Below are 20,384 nucleotides of genomic sequence, written 5' to 3' on the forward strand. Positions count from 1 at the left end.
AAAGAATCGCAAGCGAAAGGTTGAAAAACAGTGAAAAAAAAGCTAATATGTTACCTGTGAGATATTACGAAATCGTGACACTTTTTTTTCCGGGTGAAGACTTTTATGTCTTTCTGTGTGAAAAATGTCACAAACGTATACTTTAAAAATCTAAAAATGGATGTGATTGGATTGAACAGACCTAATATCGTTATTTTGGGCGCCGGCTATGGTGGCATCATGACCGCCTCTAAGCTGCAGAAGAAACTCAGCGCTGACGACGCAAATATTACACTCGTCAACAAACACAGTTATCATTATCAGACGACGTGGTTGCACGAAAATGCGGCCGGAACGCTTCACCATGACCGCACGAGAATGGAAGTGAATAGTGTCATCGACACGAACAAAATCAACTTCGTTCAGGAGGCGGTCACCGGAATCGATCCTGAAAACAAGAAAGTATCCCTTGAAAACGGCGAACTTTCTTACGATTACCTCGTAATCGGTCTCGGTTTCGAAGCTGCTACTTTCGGTATCCAGGGACTACTTGAAAATGCATTCACGATCAACGACATTAACAGTGCCCGCCTGATCCGTCAGCATATCGAGTACAACTTCGCCAAGTACAACAACGAAAAAGATAAGAAGCAGGAGCGTCTCAACCTTGTAGTAGGCGGTGCAGGTTTCACTGGAATAGAGTTCGTCGGAGAACTTGCCAACCGTGTGCCTGAGCTTTGTAAAGAATACGACGTACCGCGTGAAAACGTGCGTATCATCAACGTCGAAGCTGCACCTACAGCACTACCTGGTTTCGATCCCGAGCTTGTGGAATATGCGATGAACTCTCTTGAGGCGCGCGGTGTTGAGTTCAAAATCGGCGCTATGATTAAAGAGGTCACTGCTGACAAATTGGTGTACGAACAGGATGAAGAGATTGAAGAAGTTCCTACGAACACTGTAGTATGGGCTGCCGGTGTACGCGGAAACAAACTTGTAGAAGATGCAGGTTTCGAATCGAACCGTGGTCGTACACCTGTACGCGAAGATCTCCGTCCGAACGGGTATGACGATGTCTTCATCGTCGGAGACTGTGCGCTTGTGATGAACGAAGAAACAGAGCGCCCGTATCCTCCGACAGCACAGATTGCTATCCAGGAAGCAGAACATACTGCTGAAAACATGAAGCGTATCGTTCAAGGGAATGATCACCTTGAGCCGTTCACACCGAATATTCAGGGTACAGTAGCTTCACTTGGAAACAACGATGCGATGGGCGTCATCTTTGATGATAAGAAGATTTACGGCTGGTCTGCGACTGCGATGAAGAAAATCATCGATAACCGCTACCTCCTTAAATTGGGCGGAGTAGGCCTGGTTCTTAAAAAAGGTAAGCTGAACTTCTTTAAATAAAGAAACGGAGCAAAGACCCATGTTCAGGGTCTTTGCTTTTTTTAGGATAGGAAACGGTGGGGCATCAAAGCCATAAGCTATCGTCCTCGGAAAAGCAAAGCTCTTTTCTCCGGCCATTCTGCTTGTGCGGGTCGTATCTGTCCGAGCGCTTGCGCTTTTTTGTATGTTATAATCTGGCTTCAGCACCCAGCCTTTTGCGACATAAGCAGAGCACCTTGGGAAGAAAAGCATCTTCCTGCAGGCGCTCTGCTTATGCTGAAAAGGCTGACCAGGGCGCTTGCGCTTTTTTGTTTACCATACTACAATATAGCTTGTATCGGAGTGAGAGTAGGGGGAAGAGTATTGGATATTGTACAGTTCGCGGTCTCCATATTACTGTTTTTTGTATTGTTTTTCGGTATATCGTTTTTACTTAACATGATTTTACGGATGTCCTGGTTCATGCTATTCGTGTACCCGGCGATCGTTTTTCTTATTGTTGATGATTTTCCTTTGAACCGTTATTTCCGGGAACCTGTGGGTGCGATCAGTGACGCGTGGGCCTCCCTGTTATCTTTGAGCGTTTTTGATATTATCATCCTGGTGAGTGGATTCGCTGGAACGGTAGCTGCAGGCATCATCATTCGACTGTTACGAAAAAACGGATATCAAATGTTCTAAAGCGTCTGAGTCTTCAGATGCTTTTTCTTATGGAGAAATTTCACTTTATGCCTGCTGTGCGTCTTTTAAAGTGCTGTGGGGTGAGCATGAACGGAAAATCGCCGGAATCGACCAGAGGAAGTTTACATCATGCCCGCGGCAAGCTTCCACCCGTAGGGAGGAAATCAACGATGAACGATGACGGATTCAATATAAAAAGCTACCCTGAAAATAAATCCTCCGAGGAATAATTTTCAGGGTAGCTTTTAAAATAGGAGATAATGAACGAAAAAAGTGAGCACAACTCCGAAAACCCCTCCGACGAAAACTTCGACAGGCTGGTGTCCGAGCATCTCTTTGATTTCTTCACGCTTCTCGAATTCTTCCTTTGTGCCCCAACCTCTCGCCTGTTCGACGAAACGTTGGAAGTCGTTCATCAGTATATTCAGCATGATCGCCTGTTCTCCGGATTGTCTGCGTACCCCGGTGGAATCGAACATGACGATGATAGCAAAAACGGCGGCAAGCGCAAATAACGGAGAGCCGAAACCCTGTTCTATCCCTATACCTGTCGATAATGCTGTGACGGCTGCTGAATGGCTCGAAGGCATGCCTCCGGTAGAAAAAGCGAGGGTGCCGTCAATTTTTCTGGAAGCAATAAAGGAGATGGGTATTTTTATCCCCTGGGCTGAAAAAATAGCAAGAAGCGCTGCCCAGAGTGGAAAGTTCTGGAATATTTCCATAGACATCTGTCAGCCTTTCTGAATAGAAACTTTTATTATGTAATGGTATTATACTGTAAAACAAAAGCCTCCTGCAATGAGGAGGCTTTTTAATTAGTCCTGGATAACTGCGTCCAGAGCGATTTCCATCATGTCTGTAAATGTCGATTGACGTTCTTCGGAGGTTGTCTCTTCTCCGGTAAGAATATGGTCACTGACGGTCAGAACGGAAAGTGCCTGACGATTGTATTTCGCAGCAAGTGTGTAAAGAGCTGTCGTTTCCATTTCAATAGCGAGCACATTGTAGTCTGCAAGTTTCTGTGTGAACTCTTTCGCATTGTCACGGTAGAACTGATCACTCGTGAATACGTTGCCGACGTGCAGGTTCATCCCTTTTTTCTCCCCGATGTCATAAGCGTTTTTCAACAGGTTGAAATCAGCGCTTGGAGCGAAGTCTACGTTGTCGAAAGTAGAACGGTTCATGCTTGAATCCGTGGAAGAAGTGTTTGCAAGAATGACGTCACGGACATTCACATCCTTCTGGATAGCACCACAGGAACCTACGCGTACAAGCTTCTGTACGTCATAAGCGTCCATGAGCTCATTTACGTAAATAGAGATGGATGGTACGCCCATACCGGTTCCCTGGACAGAGACTCTTTCCCCTTTGTATGTACCGGTGTAGCCGTACATACCGCGGACTTCGTTGTAGCAGACGGCATCTTCAAGAAAGTTCTCTGCTATGTACTTCGCGCGGAGCGGGTCTCCCGGTAGTAGTATCTTATCGGCGATATCGCCTTTGTTAGCTCCAATATGCGTTGTCATTAGTAACTCCTCCTTTAATCCTCATTCTCTTATTAAATTATCATAACGTTTTCAATAAAACAAATGACTGACACTACAGGTGCTGATACAATAGTGTTGATAAATGAAATTCGAAAATTGGTGATTGAAGCTATTTTCAACATCGATAAGGAGGCGTAAGTGTGGATATTTCAGTTTCACAACTGCCGGGTATTGGGCAGAAAATCAGTTTCAAAACGGCAGAAAATAGTCAAATAGTGCTTATTGTTCACCATACGGGGAAAAGGGAACTATACCTGTTTGATGACGCTGATAATGAAGAGGCTGATTTTGCTATAGATTTGACGGCGGACGAGACGCGTGAGTTAGGGGCACAGTTCCTTGGTGCTACGTACCAGCCGGTAAGTGCGGATAAGCTGAAAATGTTCAAAAATCAGATCGTCATCGACTGGCTTGAACTTAAAGAGGAATCGGTGCTCGCCGGTAAGACGATCCAGGAGTCAGGCATCAGAAGACGTACCGGAGCTACGATCATAGGAATCGTGCAGGGAGATGAGACGATCGCTATTCCGGAAGCTGATCAGCATCTGACCCCGGGGATTGTACTGATGGCTATTGGCAAACAGGAACAGATCGATATGTTGCAGTCAATGTGCCAAGGAGAGGAAGGATAACCTGTGCATGCAGACATTCCATCCTTGTTAGGAGCTGGATTACTACTGCTGGCAATTTTTTATCTAGGATTTTTAAGTATCAAAATCAAGCTGCCGGGCGTCATCCTTTACATATTACTCGGGATTGTACTGGCGGACATTCTTGTAGACAACGAACTTCTATATTTTGCCGGGGAGATAGGAATCGTACTCTTGTTCTTTCTGCTCGGTCTCGAGTTCAATGTGAACAGACTCGGGGGCATCGCCAAAAAAATATGGCCTTCAGGATTACTTGATGTATTTTTGAGCCTCGGAGTCACGATGCTCATAGCTCTCGGCTTCGGACTTGATCTGTTCTCGAGCCTTCTCGTCGGAGGGATCGCTTATGCGACCAGTTCCTCGATTACAGCGAAACTGTTGGATGACAGAGAAAGGATGGCGAACGCGGAAACGGAATTCATGCTCGCTATCCTTATTTTCGAAGACGTCGTAGCTCCGATTGTCGTGGCCGTTCTCGTCGGTATGAGTACAGGGGAGGAGTTCACAGCGGGGGCTTTCGGAATACTTATAGGGAAAATTTCATTATTGACGCTTGGAGCTATCATTCTTGGGAAGACGGTTTTCAAAAGGTTCGAGATTTTTCTCGATCGTATCTCCGATCAGGATTTCAAAATAATTCTATTGATGGGTATCGCCGTTTCCTATGGCGGGCTGGCTTTATATATGGGATTATCCGAAGTGCTCGGTGCGTTTCTCGCAGGGATGATGCTTGCTGAAATCGGTAGAATCGAAAAAGTGGAGCAGACGGTTTTCCCGATGAGGGACTTACTCCTGCCTACGTTCTTCGTTTATTTCGGTACTACCGTAGAGTTAGGCAATGGGGTGCCCATGGCCGGTCTGCTCGTTACAGTATTGGTATGGTCGGTTCTTGCTAAAATTCTTCTTGGTGTCATCGGGGGTCCGATGTACGGGCTTTCCAGGCGCGCTTCTCTTCGAGGGGGATTATCGATGTGTTCGCGAGGAGAATTCTCTGTGGTTATCGCCGGTGTTGCTGCCGGCTCCCTTAAGGTTTTCAGCGGAATATATATTGTAGCTGCCGCTTTTATAGGAATGGTGCTATTTGAACAGGCCTCCAGACTTACCAACATGGTCTACGGGAAACCCGTGAAGAAAAAGAAGGACCTTCGCGTTCCCGGAGGATAAATCGTTCAAAAAAAGAGATATCCTGGAGAAGTGCTCTCCTAAGATATCTCTTTTTGTTCCTTCTTGTGCCAGCGTTGCTACCCGAATGGCTGCGCTATGCTATTTGAAGTACTGTTTTTCGAGGTCTTCGAGCTGTCGGAGCGCTTTTTGGTTGAATTCCGTGTCGCGGCGCATCAGTTTTTCTTTGAAATGACGAACTGACTGACGTAGGGATTCCTTGTAGTTCGGAACTTCATCCTCATACGGATGGACAGCTTTTTTGTCCACGTTCGCTTTCTCGTGATGTGCCAGAGCTTTTCGCTGATGGAAAAACACTTCTTCTGTCTGTCCGGGATTGTGTAGATCGCCCTGGGCCGGGTGCGTGTGGACGGCGAGGACTTCCACCAGAAATTTAGATCCGCGGTCTTCTCTTACTTGCCCTATGTATGTGCCTGTCTTATAGAATGCTTTTACCGTGTCGCCTGATTTTATATCTTCCATGATTGCTTCAACCTCCTTAGCTATCCTAATGAAATAATAACATATTCCCTGCAGCAACCGTCCATTCTTTGTTACAATAGAGGGGAGGAGCGTGGTACGTTATGATGGATTTTCTATATTTCCCCCAGGATGCAGCGGAATACATCCCTGCAGTACTGATGCTCATATTATTCATGGGAGCAGCAGTGGCTACTGTCTATATATTTATGAAAGCTTCAAAAAATGAAGAGGATTCCTTGCCGGAGCATTTGAAAGAGGACCCTCATTATTATGAAAAAGAGTAGGTTTATTCCTGATAGATGAAGCATCAGAGGTTTTCTCTGATGCTTCGTCTTTTTTGATGGAATATTTAACGTTTATACTTATGCTTCTCGCTTATTCACTGCTTGGATGAGCCGTTCTACTCCTGCTTCGATCGTTTCTTTCGGAGCGGCTATATTCATTCGCATGAACCCTTTTCCTTCTTCACCAAAAGAAGCGCCATCGTTCATTCCGACTTTCGCTTCATTCTGCATGAAGGTTTTCAGCTCTTCATGTTCGAGACCGAGCTTACGGCAGTCGAGCCAAAGGAGATAAGTGCCCTCCGGTTCGATCACTTTGATCGTATCCGTCTCCTTATGAAGACGATCACGGACATAGGCCACGTTTTCGGCAAGTATCTCGCGGAGGTCGATAAGCCACTGTTCCCCGTCCTTATAAGCGGCTTCAAGTGCTGTGAGGCCAAGCGTGTTCAGCATATTGATTCCCTGACCGTGGAATTGACGTTCCAGCCGTTTCCGTTTGTCCTTATCCTTTGCCACTACATAGGAAGCCTGAAGCCCCGCAAGGTTGAATGTTTTCGTCGGAGAATAACAGGTGACGGTAGCGTCATCGATATCCTCAGATAAGGAAGCGATCGAAAAGTGTTTGTTGTTTCCGAGCACCAGATCGGCATGGATTTCATCGGAAAGGATAGTGACATCATACTTCAGGCAGATATCGGCCATTTTTTTCAGTTCGTCTTCTGTCCATACCCTTCCGACAGGGTTGTGGGGACTGCAAAGGATGAACAGGGTGACGTTGTTATCTTTTATTTTTTGTTCAAAGTCTTCAAAGTCGATGTCATAGCGTTCTCCGTCGAAAGTGAGCTCATTTTTGATAATGTGTCTCCCGTGATTTTTGATGACACTGTAAAACGGAGGATAGACAGGCGTCTGGATCAGAACGTTATCGCCTATTTCGGATAGGGCCTGGACAAGCATATGTAAGCTTGGAACGACACCCGGACTGTAAAATATCCAGTCCTTCTCAATCTCGTAGTCGTAGTGGTTCTTCACCCAGGAGGTAATCGTATTTTTTACATCCTCATCCGGCAACGTGTAGCCGAAAATACCGTGGGAGACCCTGTTTTGAAGGGCAGTAGTGACAGCATCCGGGACCTGGAAATCCATGTCCGCTACCCACATAGGCAGGATATCTTCATTTTTGAAAAGTTTGTCTGCGAAATCCCATTTCACAGAGCGCGTACCCTTACGTTCAATTACCTCTTTGAAATTCGTCATTCTCTTCACCTCATTCCTAATATATATGTATATCTTAACGGAAAATAGAAGAGTTTGTTAACTATCGGGGCTTTTTCAAGTAAAAAAACACACAAAAAAAAGCAAAGCGACAACAATGTATCGCTTTGCTAACACAGGGGGAATACGAGAAAGTCTTACATAATATAATATATCCGCAATTTTCACTGATGAAACATCTTTTTTCGAAAAAAATTCATAAAACTGTTTTTGAATAATGAGAAAGCATGTGCTATAATCAATAATTGCGTAAAAAGATACGAACAATAAATAATATCAGGAGTTGTATAGTATGTCAGAGAAGTTTGAAGAAGGTCAAGTAGTACAAGGTAAAGTTACTGGAATTCAGCCATACGGTGCGTTCGTTGCCCTTGATGATCAAGTGCAGGGTCTCGTGCACATTTCTGAGGTTACTCATGGTTTCGTCAAAGATATCAATGAGCACCTTTCCGAAGGAGACGAAGTTCAGGTTAAAATCCTTAGCATCGATGAAGCGAAGAATAAGTATTCTCTTTCCATCCGTGCTACTCAGGAAGCTCCAAAGCGTGCTCCTAAACAGAACAATAAACAACAGCAAGCGTCTTATGCTCCTAAAGAGGATCAGTCCGGTTTCAATTCGTTGAAAGACAAACTTGAAGACTGGATCAAGCAGTCGGACGATCGTGAAAAATATCGTAACTAAGTCTGGGGACTCCCCAGGCTTTTTTATTTGTTTGGCTACCCTGAAAATAAATATTCAGGCGGACGCTTATCCAGAGGCAATGCTTCAGCCTCCTCGTTTCTCTGCGGGGTCTTCAGCTACCCGAGTTCCCGTCGGAGTCGCCGCCTTTCTCTACATTTATCCTAACAACACGAATCATTAACAGAGCCCGAAATTTTCATAGAACATGGTGCAAAGGACTTTACATGAACGTCTCTGTTTAAGCCGGATGTTGATTTTAAAGACGAAGGGTGGAGACGCCTGCGGGAATAGCATGAACTTAAAAGTCACCGGGATCGACCATAGAGAGATTCCGGAAGTTTCCGTCATGCCCGCGGCAAGCTTCCACCCGTAGAAATAGAAATCAACAATAAACGATAACACAGTCTATTTGTTTGAAGTCGATATAAGTTATTGTGGACATATGCATATGTTTTGAGAAACTCTATCATCTTCGTCATACTGTAAACGAACGAAGAAGGAGGAATAATACATGAAGTCATTTGTTTTTCATAATCCGACGAAACTCATTTTCGGTAAGGATCAAGTTGAAACGCTTCCTGAGCATATACCGGAGGGCACACGGAACGTACTGCTCGTATACGGTGGTGGAAGTATAAAGAAAAATGGTATATATGATCACGTATTAGAACAGTTGAATAAAAAAGGGATGACGGTGACTGAACTCTCCGGAGTGGAGCCGAATCCGAAATTGACGACCGTTCATAAGGGCGTAGATCTCTGTGTGGAGAATGATATTGATTTCATTCTTGCTGTCGGTGGCGGCAGTGTCATCGACGCAGTCAAGACTATCGCAACCGGAGCGAAGTACGATGGAGATGCCTGGGATTTTGTGACGAAAAAAGCATTTCCTCAGGATGCTCTTCCGTTTGGAACCGTACTTACTATGGCGGCTACTGCCAGCGAGATGAACGCTGGCTCTGTGATCACAAACTGGGAAACGAACGAGAAGTATGGCTGGGGGTACCCTCCTTATACCAACCCGACGTTTTCTATACTCGATCCACAAAACACAGTCAGTGTTCCGAAAGATCAGACGGTCTATGGTATCGTGGACATGATGACTCACCTGATGGAGCAGTATTTCCACGAAGAGACACCTTCGCCTGTGCAGGATGAGATGATCGAAGGAGTACTGCGTGTCATCATCGATACGGCGCCGAAGCTTCTTGAGGATCTGTCCAATTATCAGCACCGTGAAACGATTATGTATGCAGGGACGCTCGGATTGAACGGCATGATGCAGATGGGGTATAAAGGCGACTGGGCCTCCCATAACATCGAACACTCTGTTTCCGCTGTCCATGATATTCCTCATGCCGGCGGACTCGCTATCCTGTTCCCGAACTGGATGGAATATAACATCAATGTACAAACGGAAAGATTCGCCCGTTTCGCTGTGAAAGTGTTCGGTGCGGACCCTGAAGGCAAGGACGATAAAGAATTGGGGCTTGAAGGTGCAGAAGCGCTACGGAAGTTCTGGAACTCCCTCGGAGCACCGGAAACCCTTGCTGATTATGAAATAACGGAGGATAGCTTCGATTCGATCGTTGAAAAATCGATGAATCGTGGACCATTCGGTAACTTCTCTAAGCTGCAGGAACAGGACGTATTCCGCATTCTTGAGCTTTCCAAGTAATACTGATCAATTAGAACCGGCAGGGTTATTCCTGCCGGTTTTTTTTGGCTCTAGCTTTTAGAGCGAAAGCTTCCACTTTTTTGTTCAGCTCCGTCATCCAGAAGCTCGTGTTCTAAGTAGTCTAATCAGAGAAAGGAAAAGGCACTTTTCGTCTGATCATTCTGCTTAGCCCATAGCTTCTGAACGGAAGCTTTCACTTTTCTTTTAAGAAAGCGCTTGCTTAAATTGTTCGCTTGATTTAGTTCCTTTGATTCTGTAAAGTAAATTAGTGAAAGCATAATGACGATCGGGAGGGAATTGCATGACACACGTACGTTTTGATTATGACAAAGCTCTTGAATTTATGGGAGAACATGAAGTCGGATATATGCAGGATGCCATATCTCTTGCTCATCGCGCTCTGCATGAAGGTAGCGGCGCAGGAAGCGACTTTCTCGGTTGGCTCGATCTTCCCGAGAACTATGATAAGAAAGAGTTCGACCGTATTGAAAAGTCCGCTGGTAAAATCAAATCAGATTCGGACGTACTGCTCGTAATCGGTATCGGAGGTTCTTATCTCGGTGCCCGGGCAGCGATCGAAATGCTTCAGCACAGTTTCTATAATGAACTGGATCAACGTGATACACCGCAAGTGTTTTTCGTAGGGAATAACATAAGTTCTTCCTACATCAACGATCTTCTGGAGCTGATCAAAGACAAAGATGTATCGATCAATGTCATCTCCAAGAGCGGTACAACGACAGAACCCGCGATCGCTTTCCGTATTTTCCGCAAGTTCCTCGAAGACAAATATGGAGCGGAGGAAGCGACGAAACGGATTTATGCTACGACGGACAAAGAAAAAGGCGCGCTGAAAACGCTGGCAGATGAAGAAGGTTATGAAAGCTTCGTCGTACCGGACGATGTCGGAGGACGTTACTCTGTACTTACAGCGGTAGGGCTTCTACCGATAGCGGCTGCCGGTATTCCTATTGATGAAATGATGAAAGGTGCGCGTAAAGCGCAGGATGAGCTTTCAGGAGACAAGCTTGAAGACAACCCTGCCTATCAGTATGCAGCTGTACGTAACATTTTTTATAACAAAGGCAAATCGATTGAAATGCTCGTCAATTACGAACCGGGACTGCAGTATTTCTCCGAGTGGTGGAAACAGCTTTACGGGGAGAGCGAAGGAAAAGACCAGAAAGGTATTTTCCCTGCTTCCGCAAACTTCTCGACAGACCTTCACTCCATGGGTCAGTTCATCCAGGATGGTCGCAGAGACCTGTTTGAAACCGTCTTGCACGTAGAATCTCCGAAGACGGATTATACGATTGAAGCGGAAGAGAATGACCTCGATGGATTGAACTACCTTGCAGGAAAAACGATTTCCGAAGTTAATGAAAAAGCTTATCAGGGAACGATGCTCGCCCACACAGACGGGGGTGTGCCTAACCTGATCGTCCACATTCCTAAAATGGATGCCTACACGTTCGGGTATCTCGTATACTTTTTCGAAAAAGCCTGTGCGATCAGCGGATACATTCTCGGTGTCAATCCGTTTGACCAGCCGGGTGTCGAAGCTTACAAGAAGAATATGTTCGCGCTTCTCGGGAAACCTGGATTCGAAGCGGAGAAAAAAGAACTGGAAAAAAGACTATAAGAAGATAAATGCTTGTACCTCTTAGGGTGCAAGCATTTTTATATATGGCTACCCTGAAAATAAATATTCAGGCGGACGCTTATCCAGAGGCAATGCTTCAGCCTCCTCGTTTCCCTGCGGGGTCTGCAGCTACCCGAGTTCCCGTCGGAGTCGCCGCCTGCCTTTCTCTATATTCACCCTATCAAACTCAAATACTAACAGAGCCCGAAAATTTTCATGTATCATGGTGCAAATATCTTTGCATGAACGTCTCTGGTAAAGTCTGTTGTTGATTTCAAAACGAAGGGTGGAGACGCCTGAACGAAAAATCACCGGCATCGAACGGAGGGAGGTTCCGGAAGTTTGCGTCATGCCCGCGGCAAGCTTCCACCCGAAGGGACGAAAATCAACAATAACGATAACAGAGCGGGAGCAGTAGAGCGGGATAACGTTTTGCTAATGGTGGGAATCTTGCTATGATAGAGAAGAAATGCATCCACTAGCAAGTGTGATTTTGTACATAAAAAGGAGAGATTGTCTATGACTGAAAAAAATACGGATTTCCTGATGGAACTGCTGAACACAGCGTCTCCCTCCAGTTATGAAATGCCCATCCAGCGTAAATGGATGGAAGAGATGAAGAAATATGCGGATGAGATACAGACAGATGATTCCGGCAACGTTATTGCGGTGAAAAACCCGGAAGCTGAGACGAAAGTGATGCTGGCCGGCCATTGTGATGAAATTGCGCTTGTGGTGAACAGGATTGACGAACAGGGGTACATATATGTAGATAAGATGGGAGGAGTGAACCCGAAAGCGGCTGTCGGAATGAAAGTGGATATCCTTGGCTCAAAAGGTGATCTTTCAGGAGTGATTGGAGTCAACGCACAGCACCACGGGGGATTGAAAGGAGATTTTGACCTGAGCGACTTATTCATCGACTGTGGAGCCAGATCGAAAGAAGAAGTGGCTGAATACGTGCAGATCGGTGACCTTGCCGTGTACCGCAGAACACCCGAAGTCATGATGGACCGGTATATCTCAGGTCGAGGCCTTGATAACAGAACGGGTCAATTCATCGTCGGGGAAGTGATCCGCAGGCTTCATAAAGAGGAGATCAACGTAGGTGTCTATGCCGCTAGTACCGTGAATGAAGAAACGAATATGGGCGGTGCTTACTTTGCTGCAGCAGGGGTCGAACCCACGATGGCTATCGCGTGTGATGTCACGTTCGCTACGGATTATCCCGGTGTGGATAAAAGTAAATATGGAGAGGTGGAACTCGAAAAAGGTCCGGTACTGGCCAAAGGTGCCCCGATCAACAGAAATATCAATCAGATGCTCGAACATGCCGCTGGAGAGAAGAACATTTCCCTTCAGTATGAGCTTACTTCCAGAGCGACAGGGACCGATGCCGATCGCATGCGCCTTACCGGAAAAGGGGTGCCTGTAAGCCTTGTGTCGTTGCCGCTTAGGTATATGCATTCTCCGGTCGAAACGGCGAGTGTCGACGATATCGAAGAGTGCATCGAACTTCTGGTAACATTCATTAAAAACCTGAACGGAGATGAAAGTCTGAACCCGCTTGATCTGGCGTAAATAAGGAAGATTTTTTATATAAAAGCCCTGTTAAAACCTATTGTCGATTTTAGGAATGAAGGGTGGAGACGCCTGTGTCATACCCGCGGCAAGCTTCCCTCCCGTAGAGATTAAAATAAAACTGAAGAAGATCTGGGATGCGAAATCATAAATTGGTTTTGCATCCTTTTAAAATGAATATTTGTAAAATTATTAATATTTTGAAATAATTGATGCAAAGGACCGTTTTCCCTGGCTGTAAAGGGTTTTCGAAATTTTGAAGGGGGAGTCACTTGTGAAAAAAACACTCAGAATCCTGGTGATTTTCGGACTCACTTCTGTTGTCATTTATCTCGGTCTGGCATATGGGTTCGTATTTTTCAGTGAAGTGAAAAAACCTTCAGGAGATAGGGATAATCTGAATTTCGAAAGACTGGAAACGACAGAATCTTCCCCTTCACCTTTGAAGAAATACGAAGCAGTGGATGGGACGGAGTTGCATTATCGTCATTATGAATCGGACGCAGAACGGACGCTTATACTGTTACACGGTTCAGGCTATCACAGCGACTATTTGGAAACGCTGGCGAGAAACTTGGCGGACGAAGGTGTCGCGACGGTTTTCACTCCTGACTTCAGAGGGCACGGGGAAAGTGTGGACAAGCGGGGGGATGTCAAGTATGTCGGGCAGTTGGAGCGGGATATGCATGAGTTCATTCAGATGATTAAGGGAATGCATCCGGAGCAACCTCTCATCCTTGGCGGCCACTCAAGCGGCGGCGGGACAGTGATACGAATGGCGGGAGGGGAATATTCGCCAGAAGCTGTCGATGGTTATTTGTTGCTCGCGCCTTATATCCATCACGAAGCACCGACGAATAATAGTGAGGAGAGCGGCTGGGCGAATGTGAATGTGCAACGGATGATCGGACTGTCGATGCTTAACAATGTCGGTATCACTCATCTGAATGACAAAGAAGTAATTTCGTTCAATATGCCGAATGAATATCGTGACGGAACAGAGACACTCGCATACAGTTACCGTATGCAGATCTCGATGCACCCGAGAGATGACTATAAGGGAGATATCACTTCTATGAACGAAGACACACTCGTTCTGGCAGGGAGTGAAGATGAGTCTTTCAACTCGTATTATTATCAGGAGGTTTTTGCGGAGCATGACCAGTCGCATGTACGTCTGGTGGAAGGATTGTCCCATTTTGGAATCCTCTATGATGAGAACGTATTTCAAATAATTGAAGAGTGGGCGGGGGAAAGGTGAAGGCTACGAGAGGACGGACGTAGTTCCGTTCATAACAAAAGGGAGGGGTTTCCGGATATACTTTGGAACCCCTCCCTTATTTCAATTATGAACGTTTATTCCACTTCATCTACACGGTAACGTGCTGTAGGCATCGCTTCGAGTCTTTCAATCGGAATGTCTTTTCCTGATATTTCACTTTTCCCGTACGTACCATTCTCGATTTTCTCGAGGGCTTTCTCAGCATCAATGCTTCTTTCCCGTGCTGCTTCATAAAGGGTCTGTTCTTTCGCCTGTTCATGCATTTCCGTCCCTGAATCAGCCGGGTGATCCTGAACGGAGGAGATGTCCCCTGTATTATCTTTGGAGTATTCTCCGTTCTCATACCCTTCGTGGTGACGTTCCATTTCTTGTTCAGCTTCCTCTTGCATTTCAAGCAGTTTATTTTTGAAATATTGCAGTTGTTCTTCAGATAGCATAACATTACCTCCTTGTCATTCTAGCGGGGGACGACTCCTAGAGTGCAGCGGGACACGGATAAGGAATTTCCATTTTCATCGGCGATTTCTATCGACCAGACCATCGTACGGCTTCCCAGATGAATAGGAGTAGCGGTAGCATATACGACGCCATTTCGCTTGCTTTTGATATGGTTGGCATTGATTTCTATTCCGAATACCTGCTGCTGATCCGGATCGATGTTAAGAAAGCCACCGATGCTTGCCGCCGATTCTGCCAGAGCGACATTGGCTCCCCCATGAAGAAATCCCATCGGTTGGTGGGTACGGGTATCGACGGGCATGGACATCTTCACTTCCTCAGGGTCCGCCTGTAGGAGTTCTATCCCTAGTGTTTCCATTAACGTATTCTCTAACATCTCTTTCATCTACATCATCCCTTTCCAGTTTTCCCGTATTTCTTCTGATGAAACGTAAAGAATGAACGGGGTCCCTCCTTATGTAAAAGAAGGATGGGGTTCCCCTCATCCTTCTCCATTATCCCAAAATAGCGGATATAAGCAATGATATCCCGAGCAGCATTCCATAAAAGGTGTTTGTCTGAGCGGTGCCTTTCATAGCGGGCATCATATCGACGGGTGTTTTTTTGCCGGAAAAACTGCGCACTGCTCTCTGGGCATGCACGATACTGATAAGAGCAAGGAGCGACCACCAGGGCAATAGTCCTGTGAGAATATACAGAATAGTCAATACATAGACAGCGATGAAATTGACAGCCAAAAATGCGACCGCACCTTCATGACCGAGGATAATCGCTAAAGTTTTTCTGCCGTTCTCCTTATCTCCCACACGATCGCGGATGTTGTTCGCCATCATAATCGCACCAATGCAAATAGCGACAGGGATGGAAATAGCGAAGACTTCTCCAGTGAATACCCCGGTCTGGATGTAATAGGCGATGCCGATAATGACCGGACCCATGAAAAATCCGGCTACGAGCTCCCCAAAAGGGGTATAGGCGATAGGGAGTGGTCCACCTGTATACAAATACCCGATGAGCATCGATGCGGAACCGATGAGGGCGATCCACCATGTGGTGAGCATACAGATGTACACACCGAGCAGGACAGCAATGGCGAAAAATGATAAAGCAAGATATAATACCGTATTAGGTCTTATGCCATCCCGTACAATCGTTCCGCCTATTCCGACGGAGTCTTCCGTGTCGAGTCCACGGACGTAATCGTAGTATTCGTTGAACATATTCGTTGCTGCCTGAATGAGTATAGAAGCCATCAGCATGGCAAGGAAAAGTCCGAATGCGATGGTTCCGCTCTGATGGATTACGGCGAACATCGTTCCGACGAAAACCGGAACGAAGGACGCAGTCAGTGTATGGGGCCTGAGCAGTCTCCACCATACATGGAACCCGCCCCGCTCATTCAGAGAAGCCCGTATGTCGTTTGTTGATCCAGTACTCATGAAGCTTCTCTCCTTTATTTTGATGTCATTCTAAGTTTAGGCAAACAGTATAGTGGTGTCAATCTATGTAATTGAGTCAGAGATAAAGGGGAAGGTGCCTTGTTTAGACGTTCTGAAACCGAGGAAAGCTGATAAGACGCAAGTGATTTCATATTTTTTGGCAGTTTGTCAACAGATTTCTTGAGTCATATGTTAAAAGGGAATAAAATAGAAGAAGATATGCCAAGCTGTCCCCGAGGGATAGGAGGAAAACTATGTTACAAGTGAAGACTTTTCATATAGAAGATAAATTGCGGAAGGTACATGAAGAAGCGGTAGGGAAGAACCTATCCCTTCTTATGAGCGCAACAGAAAAAATTGAAGGGGTGGACCCTTTATCATTTTTCGACCAGGGCAAACGAATAGATGAACACCGTCATTTCTGGAAGAGCGCTGAAGAAGACTTCACGCTCGTCGGTATCGGAAGCGCGATAAGTATATCAAAAGAAGGCCAGGGTCGTTTTCAGGAAACAGATAAAGAACTCTCCGAATGGAGAAACAATGTCCGGCAATGGAACCCCTATGACAAGAAGGGCACAGGTACCGTTGCTCTCGGAGGATTCGGGTTTCGTCCCGATTCCACAGCGGAAGAACCATGGGAGGAGTTCCCTAACAGCAATATGACCATCCCTGAATTTTTGCTGACAAGCGATGAAGCAGGCTCTTTTCTGACGACGAACCTGCTTATCCATCCTGATGATGATATAGAAGCGGTCATTCAGAAGTCGGAAGAAGATAAAAGAAAGCTCTGCACTTCCTATAGTGATGAACATGCTCCCGTTCATCTTGAAAAAATAGAAGAAGTGAGACCGGAAGAGTGGAAGCGGACAATTGCTGAAGCCACAGAGAAACTCGCAGATGGAACCCTTTCTAAAGTTGTACTCGCGAGAGAGGTTCGACTGACTTTCGATTCAGCTGCTTCTATCACCAAAGTACTTCAGGACCTTTCCTCGATGCAGAATTCGAGTTACGTTTTCGCCTTTGAACATAAGGGAGCCTATTTTGTCGGAGCGACTCCGGAGAGGTTGGTTAAAGTTGAGAATGATGAGCTCTTCTCCGCGTGTCTGGCAGGAACGACTCCCCGAGGAGATAGCGAAGAGGAGGATGAAAGACTGGGTTGTGAGCTTCTCGGTGATCATAAGAACCGCCTGGAGCATGACTTCGTCGTGCAGATGATCCGGGGGGCAGTGGAGACATACGCTCAGGATGTCGATATCCCTGAGACCCCTTTGCTCTATAAACTGAGGAATCTGCAGCATTTATATACGCCAGTGAGAGCGTCGTTGAAGGAAGGGTTTTCTCTTCTTGATGTGGTCAAAGATCTTCATCCTACACCTGCACTCGGAGGATTGCCGCAGCAACAGGCCGTCGACTATATTGAAAATCATGAACTGATGAATCGCGGCTGGTATGCCGGTCCGATCGGTTGGATAGATGGCGGTCGGAACGGAGAATTCGCTGTAGCGATCCGCTCCGCGCTCATTCGTGGCAACAAAGCCTCCCTGTTCGCCGGTTGCGGCGTTGTGAAGGATTCGCAGCCTGAAGCGGAGTATGAGGAAACGAAAGTGAAATTGAAGCCGATGCTAGCTGTTTTAGGAGGGGAAGAATGAGCTACACAGAAGACCTGTCAAGATACGTCACTCATTTCATCGACCAACTTGCATTATCCGGGGTAAGCCATGCCGTCATTTCCCCGGGGTCCCGTTCCACTCCGCTGGCTGTAACTGCAGCGGAATCTGAGGATATAACGCACTGGGTCCAGCTGGACGAAAGGTCCGCTGGATTTTTTGCCGTCGGTCTGGCGAAAGAAAAACAGGAACCGGTCGCTCTTATTTGCACATCCGGAACAGCAGCCGCCAACTATTATCCTGCCGTCATCGAGGCATACTACAGCAGAGTCCCGCTCATTCTGCTTACGGCGGATCGTCCCCATGAACTGAGGGATGTCGGTGCGCCACAGGCGATCGATCAGATCGATATGTACGGGAATTATACGAAATGGTTCCATGACATGATGATACCGGAAGCGGACAGAGAGATATATGCGAGAAGACAGGCGGCCCGCTCCGTGTCAGAAGCTTTGAGCAGTCAGCCGGGTCCGGTACAGCTGAATTTTCCTCTCCGGGAACCACTCATGCCCGACTTTACGCTGAGCGGGTTATGGAGGAATGAAACCACCTTTCCGCCGTTTACACGCGGCCGTCGAACTCTCGATGAGGATCAGCTCGAATATTATGCTAAGCTTCTCAGGAACAAAGAGAAAGGACTCATCGTCTGTGGGCCGCAGACCGATCCTGAACTTGCGGGGTGGATCGGGAAACTTGCAGAATCGCTTGATGCTCCAGTGTTCGCTGACCCGCTGTCGCAATTGCGTGGATGGGGTTCTTCGAAAGATGCTATCATTACCCACTATGATTCTCTACTTCGCTCTGATTCTTTCAACGAGTTGCTCAGGGAAGCGGATTATGTCTTAAGGTTCGGAGCTATGCCTGTATCGAAAGCTTACTTGAAATGGGTGCGACGTGCCGACGATACAGAGATGTTCATCGTCGATCACGATGTAAGTTATCGAGACCCTTCCGGCATCCCTGGCGAATTCATATGGACTGACCCTGTGTCCTTCTGTAAAGAACTGATCCCCTATGTTGAAGCGCCGGACACAAGTTGGAAGAACGAATTGAAACTTTTCGACGAAACAGCAGCAGAGATCATGTTCGAAAAAGGAGAGGAGACGCTATATGAAGGGGACGCTGTGCACGAATTAGCTTCTCTGCTTGAGAAGGATTCGATTCTGTTTGTTGGAAACAGCATGCCCATCCGTGATGTGGACACGTTTTTCCCGGTGACCGGAAATGATCTCTCCATTTTCGCCAATCGGGGAGCGAACGGGATCGATGGTGTGACTTCGACGGCTGCAGGCCTGGCCGCTTCCGGACGCAAAGTGACACTGCTGACGGGGGACGTTTCTTTTTTCCATGATATGAATGGACTGCTGGCTGTGAAACAGTATGAGCTCGATTTGACGGTCATTGTCATCAATAACAACGGGGGAGGAATCTTTTCCTATCTTCCACAAGCCGGACAGACGGAACATTATGAAGCCTTGTTCGGCACGCCGCTTGATATCGACCTCGGGGCTGCGGTCAAGATGTACGGAGGCTCCCACCGCAAAGTGAAGCGAAGAGACGCTTTCACTGAAGCGGTGGCAGCAGCGATGACAGAGAAAGGGCTGTCGGTCGTGGAAGCTGTCGTATCGAGAGAAGATCATGTCGATAATCACCGGGACAAATGGAATCGTCTGGATGAGCGAATCGTGAAGAAGGTGGGAGAACATGTATCTCACCGCACGTAACCGTGAGTATTGGGTCGAGGATGAAGGAAAAGGACCTCCCCTTTGTTTCCTGCACGGGTTCACTGGCAGCACCGCCATATGGAAAGAAACGAAACGGGCCTTCCCGGATTTCCGTCTGATACTTGTCGATCTGCCCGGTCATGGGAAGACGGGGGATGTCGGTGTCGTTTCCATGGAAGAGGTTGCAGAGGATCTGAAGGTGATTTTTGAAAAGTTGCAGCTTCCGAAGTTATCTCTTCTCGGTTATTCCATGGGAGGGAGAACAGCCCTCTATTTCGCTCTGCATCATCCGGAGATGGTAGATCGATTGATATTAGAAAGTGCCTCGCCCGGTCTTAAAACGGAGGAGGAGAGACAGGAAAGAATCAAGAAGGATGAAAAAGTAAGTGCCCTTCTGGAAAACGAAGGGATAGAAGGGTTCACGAATAGATGGGAAGACCTTCCTCTTTTCGAAACGGTCCGCTCGCTCCCTTTTCACAGGCGACAATCTCTTCGTAAGCAACGTCTCTATAACGACCCGACCGGACTCACCCATTCCCTGCAAGGGATGGGGACGGGTACGCAGCCGTCACTTTGGAGGCATCTGAGAGATATCGGTCTCCCTGTTTGTCTTATCGTCGGAGGGGAAGATGGGAAGTATGTAAAGATCAACCGGGAAATGGAGAAAGGTTTCGCTCGAGCTGAGATGCATGAGATAGAGGGAGCCGGTCACATCCCCCACTTGGAAAAACCGGACATTTTCTCTGAAATCATACGTAGATTCATGATATAATTCTTA

General features: G+C 46.7%; 20 protein-coding genes. 13 read left to right on the forward strand and 7 right to left on the reverse strand.

The features are described 5' to 3' along the window. Window positions 1–171: 171 nt before the first annotated feature. Both BW944_RS06615 and BW944_RS06620 read left to right on the forward strand, forming a co-directional pair. On the forward strand, window positions 172–1,392 hold the full coding sequence (locus BW944_RS06615; protein WP_076558094.1) for an NAD(P)/FAD-dependent oxidoreductase: 1,221 nt from the start codon (window positions 172–174) through the stop codon (window positions 1,390–1,392). Between the two features lie 342 nt (window positions 1,393–1,734). Further along, window positions 1,735–2,052, forward strand: coding sequence for a YuiB family protein (locus tag BW944_RS06620; RefSeq protein ID WP_076557969.1), 318 nt, complete (start codon window positions 1,735–1,737; stop codon window positions 2,050–2,052). A gap of 245 nt (window positions 2,053–2,297) precedes the next feature. Here the strand turns inward: BW944_RS06620 and BW944_RS06630 are convergent, their stop codons facing one another. Together BW944_RS06630 and deoD are read right to left on the reverse strand one after the other, a co-directional pair. Continuing rightward, window positions 2,298–2,774 carry a divergent PAP2 family protein gene (locus tag BW944_RS06630; protein ID WP_076558096.1) on the reverse strand — a complete coding sequence of 159 codons (477 nt, stop codon included), beginning with the start codon at window positions 2,772–2,774 and terminating at the stop codon, window positions 2,298–2,300. A 93-nt stretch (window positions 2,775–2,867) separates the two neighbouring features. Then, window positions 2,868–3,578: a purine-nucleoside phosphorylase gene (deoD, locus tag BW944_RS06635; RefSeq protein WP_076557973.1), complete on the reverse strand. Its 711-nt coding sequence runs from the start codon at window positions 3,576–3,578 to the stop codon at window positions 2,868–2,870. Window positions 3,579–3,739: 161 nt separating this feature from the next. Here deoD and BW944_RS06640 point away from each other — a divergent pair, with 161 nt between their 5' ends. Together BW944_RS06640 and BW944_RS06645 are read left to right on the forward strand one after the other, a co-directional pair. Further along, a complete protein-coding gene (locus BW944_RS06640; RefSeq protein WP_076557975.1) occupies window positions 3,740–4,231 on the forward strand; it encodes a cation:proton antiporter regulatory subunit in 492 nt (163 codons plus the stop codon). A 3-nt stretch (window positions 4,232–4,234) separates the two neighbouring features. Then, window positions 4,235–5,413 carry a cation:proton antiporter gene (locus tag BW944_RS06645; protein WP_076557977.1) on the forward strand — a complete coding sequence of 393 codons (1,179 nt, stop codon included), beginning with the start codon at window positions 4,235–4,237 and terminating at the stop codon, window positions 5,411–5,413. A gap of 99 nt (window positions 5,414–5,512) precedes the next feature. Here BW944_RS06645 and BW944_RS06650 read toward each other — a convergent pair whose 3' ends face one another. Then, window positions 5,513–5,893: a kinase-associated lipoprotein KapB gene (locus tag BW944_RS06650; RefSeq protein WP_076557979.1), complete on the reverse strand. Its 381-nt coding sequence runs from the start codon at window positions 5,891–5,893 to the stop codon at window positions 5,513–5,515. Window positions 5,894–5,994: 101 nt separating this feature from the next. Here BW944_RS06650 and BW944_RS06655 point away from each other — a divergent pair, with 101 nt between their 5' ends. After that, the gene (locus BW944_RS06655; RefSeq protein WP_076557981.1) at window positions 5,995–6,177 is read left to right on the forward strand and encodes a hypothetical protein; all 183 of its coding nucleotides are present in this window, start codon (window positions 5,995–5,997) and stop codon (window positions 6,175–6,177) included. Window positions 6,178–6,255: 78 nt separating this feature from the next. On the opposite strand, the gene BW944_RS06660 is transcribed toward BW944_RS06655, so the two are convergent. Beyond that, complete coding sequence (locus BW944_RS06660; protein WP_076557983.1) at window positions 6,256–7,434, reverse strand: MalY/PatB family protein; 1,179 nt, start codon at window positions 7,432–7,434, stop codon at window positions 6,256–6,258. Window positions 7,435–7,744: 310 nt separating this feature from the next. Between BW944_RS06660 and yugI the strand changes: the two genes are divergently transcribed. The 5 genes from yugI (at window position 7,745) to BW944_RS06685 (ending at window position 14,296) form a co-directional block, all read left to right on the forward strand. Next, the gene (gene yugI / locus BW944_RS06665; protein ID WP_076557985.1) at window positions 7,745–8,134 is read left to right on the forward strand and encodes a S1 domain-containing post-transcriptional regulator GSP13; all 390 of its coding nucleotides are present in this window, start codon (window positions 7,745–7,747) and stop codon (window positions 8,132–8,134) included. A gap of 511 nt (window positions 8,135–8,645) precedes the next feature. Next, the gene (locus BW944_RS06670) at window positions 8,646–9,812 is read left to right on the forward strand and encodes an iron-containing alcohol dehydrogenase (protein ID WP_076557988.1); all 1,167 of its coding nucleotides are present in this window, start codon (window positions 8,646–8,648) and stop codon (window positions 9,810–9,812) included. A 301-nt stretch (window positions 9,813–10,113) separates the two neighbouring features. Then, the gene (locus BW944_RS06675) at window positions 10,114–11,454 is read left to right on the forward strand and encodes a glucose-6-phosphate isomerase (protein ID WP_076557991.1); all 1,341 of its coding nucleotides are present in this window, start codon (window positions 10,114–10,116) and stop codon (window positions 11,452–11,454) included. A 519-nt stretch (window positions 11,455–11,973) separates the two neighbouring features. Next, on the forward strand, window positions 11,974–13,035 hold the full coding sequence (locus BW944_RS06680; protein ID WP_076557994.1) for a M20/M25/M40 family metallo-hydrolase: 1,062 nt from the start codon (window positions 11,974–11,976) through the stop codon (window positions 13,033–13,035). A 274-nt stretch (window positions 13,036–13,309) separates the two neighbouring features. After that, the gene (locus BW944_RS06685) at window positions 13,310–14,296 is read left to right on the forward strand and encodes an alpha/beta hydrolase (protein WP_076557996.1); all 987 of its coding nucleotides are present in this window, start codon (window positions 13,310–13,312) and stop codon (window positions 14,294–14,296) included. A gap of 95 nt (window positions 14,297–14,391) precedes the next feature. Here the strand turns inward: BW944_RS06685 and BW944_RS06690 are convergent, their stop codons facing one another. The 3 genes from BW944_RS06690 to BW944_RS06700 all read right to left on the reverse strand — a co-directional run bounded on the left by BW944_RS06690 (window position 14,392) and on the right by BW944_RS06700 (window position 16,215). Beyond that, window positions 14,392–14,754: a TraR/DksA C4-type zinc finger protein gene (locus BW944_RS06690; RefSeq protein ID WP_076557999.1), complete on the reverse strand. Its 363-nt coding sequence runs from the start codon at window positions 14,752–14,754 to the stop codon at window positions 14,392–14,394. Between the two features lie 20 nt (window positions 14,755–14,774). Beyond that, window positions 14,775–15,161, reverse strand: coding sequence for a hotdog fold thioesterase (locus tag BW944_RS06695; RefSeq protein WP_076558001.1), 387 nt, complete (start codon window positions 15,159–15,161; stop codon window positions 14,775–14,777). A 109-nt stretch (window positions 15,162–15,270) separates the two neighbouring features. Beyond that, window positions 15,271–16,215: a 1,4-dihydroxy-2-naphthoate polyprenyltransferase gene (locus BW944_RS06700; RefSeq protein ID WP_076558004.1), complete on the reverse strand. Its 945-nt coding sequence runs from the start codon at window positions 16,213–16,215 to the stop codon at window positions 15,271–15,273. Between the two features lie 254 nt (window positions 16,216–16,469). On the opposite strand from BW944_RS06700, the gene BW944_RS06705 reads away from it, so the two are divergent. Genes BW944_RS06705 through menH form a run of 3 tightly spaced genes read left to right on the forward strand, consistent with a single transcriptional unit; the run spans window position 16,470 to window position 20,378 of the window. Then, complete coding sequence (locus BW944_RS06705) at window positions 16,470–17,864, forward strand: isochorismate synthase (protein ID WP_076558007.1); 1,395 nt, start codon at window positions 16,470–16,472, stop codon at window positions 17,862–17,864. Continuing rightward, complete coding sequence (menD, locus tag BW944_RS06710) at window positions 17,861–19,606, forward strand: 2-succinyl-5-enolpyruvyl-6-hydroxy-3-cyclohexene-1-carboxylic-acid synthase (protein ID WP_076558010.1); 1,746 nt, start codon at window positions 17,861–17,863, stop codon at window positions 19,604–19,606. Before BW944_RS06705 ends, menD begins: the two co-directional genes overlap by 4 nt. Then, window positions 19,587–20,378 (forward strand): 2-succinyl-6-hydroxy-2,4-cyclohexadiene-1-carboxylate synthase, encoded by a 792-nt coding sequence (menH, locus tag BW944_RS06715; protein ID WP_076558011.1) that lies wholly within the window; start codon window positions 19,587–19,589, stop codon window positions 20,376–20,378. The genes menD and menH overlap by 20 nt, the downstream gene beginning before the upstream one ends. The last annotated feature ends 6 nt before the right edge of the window (window positions 20,379–20,384 follow it).

It is taken from the genome of Salimicrobium flavidum (genome assembly GCF_900156645.1).
GTDB classification, from domain to species: domain Bacteria; phylum Bacillota; class Bacilli; order Bacillales; family Halobacillaceae; genus Salimicrobium; species Salimicrobium flavidum.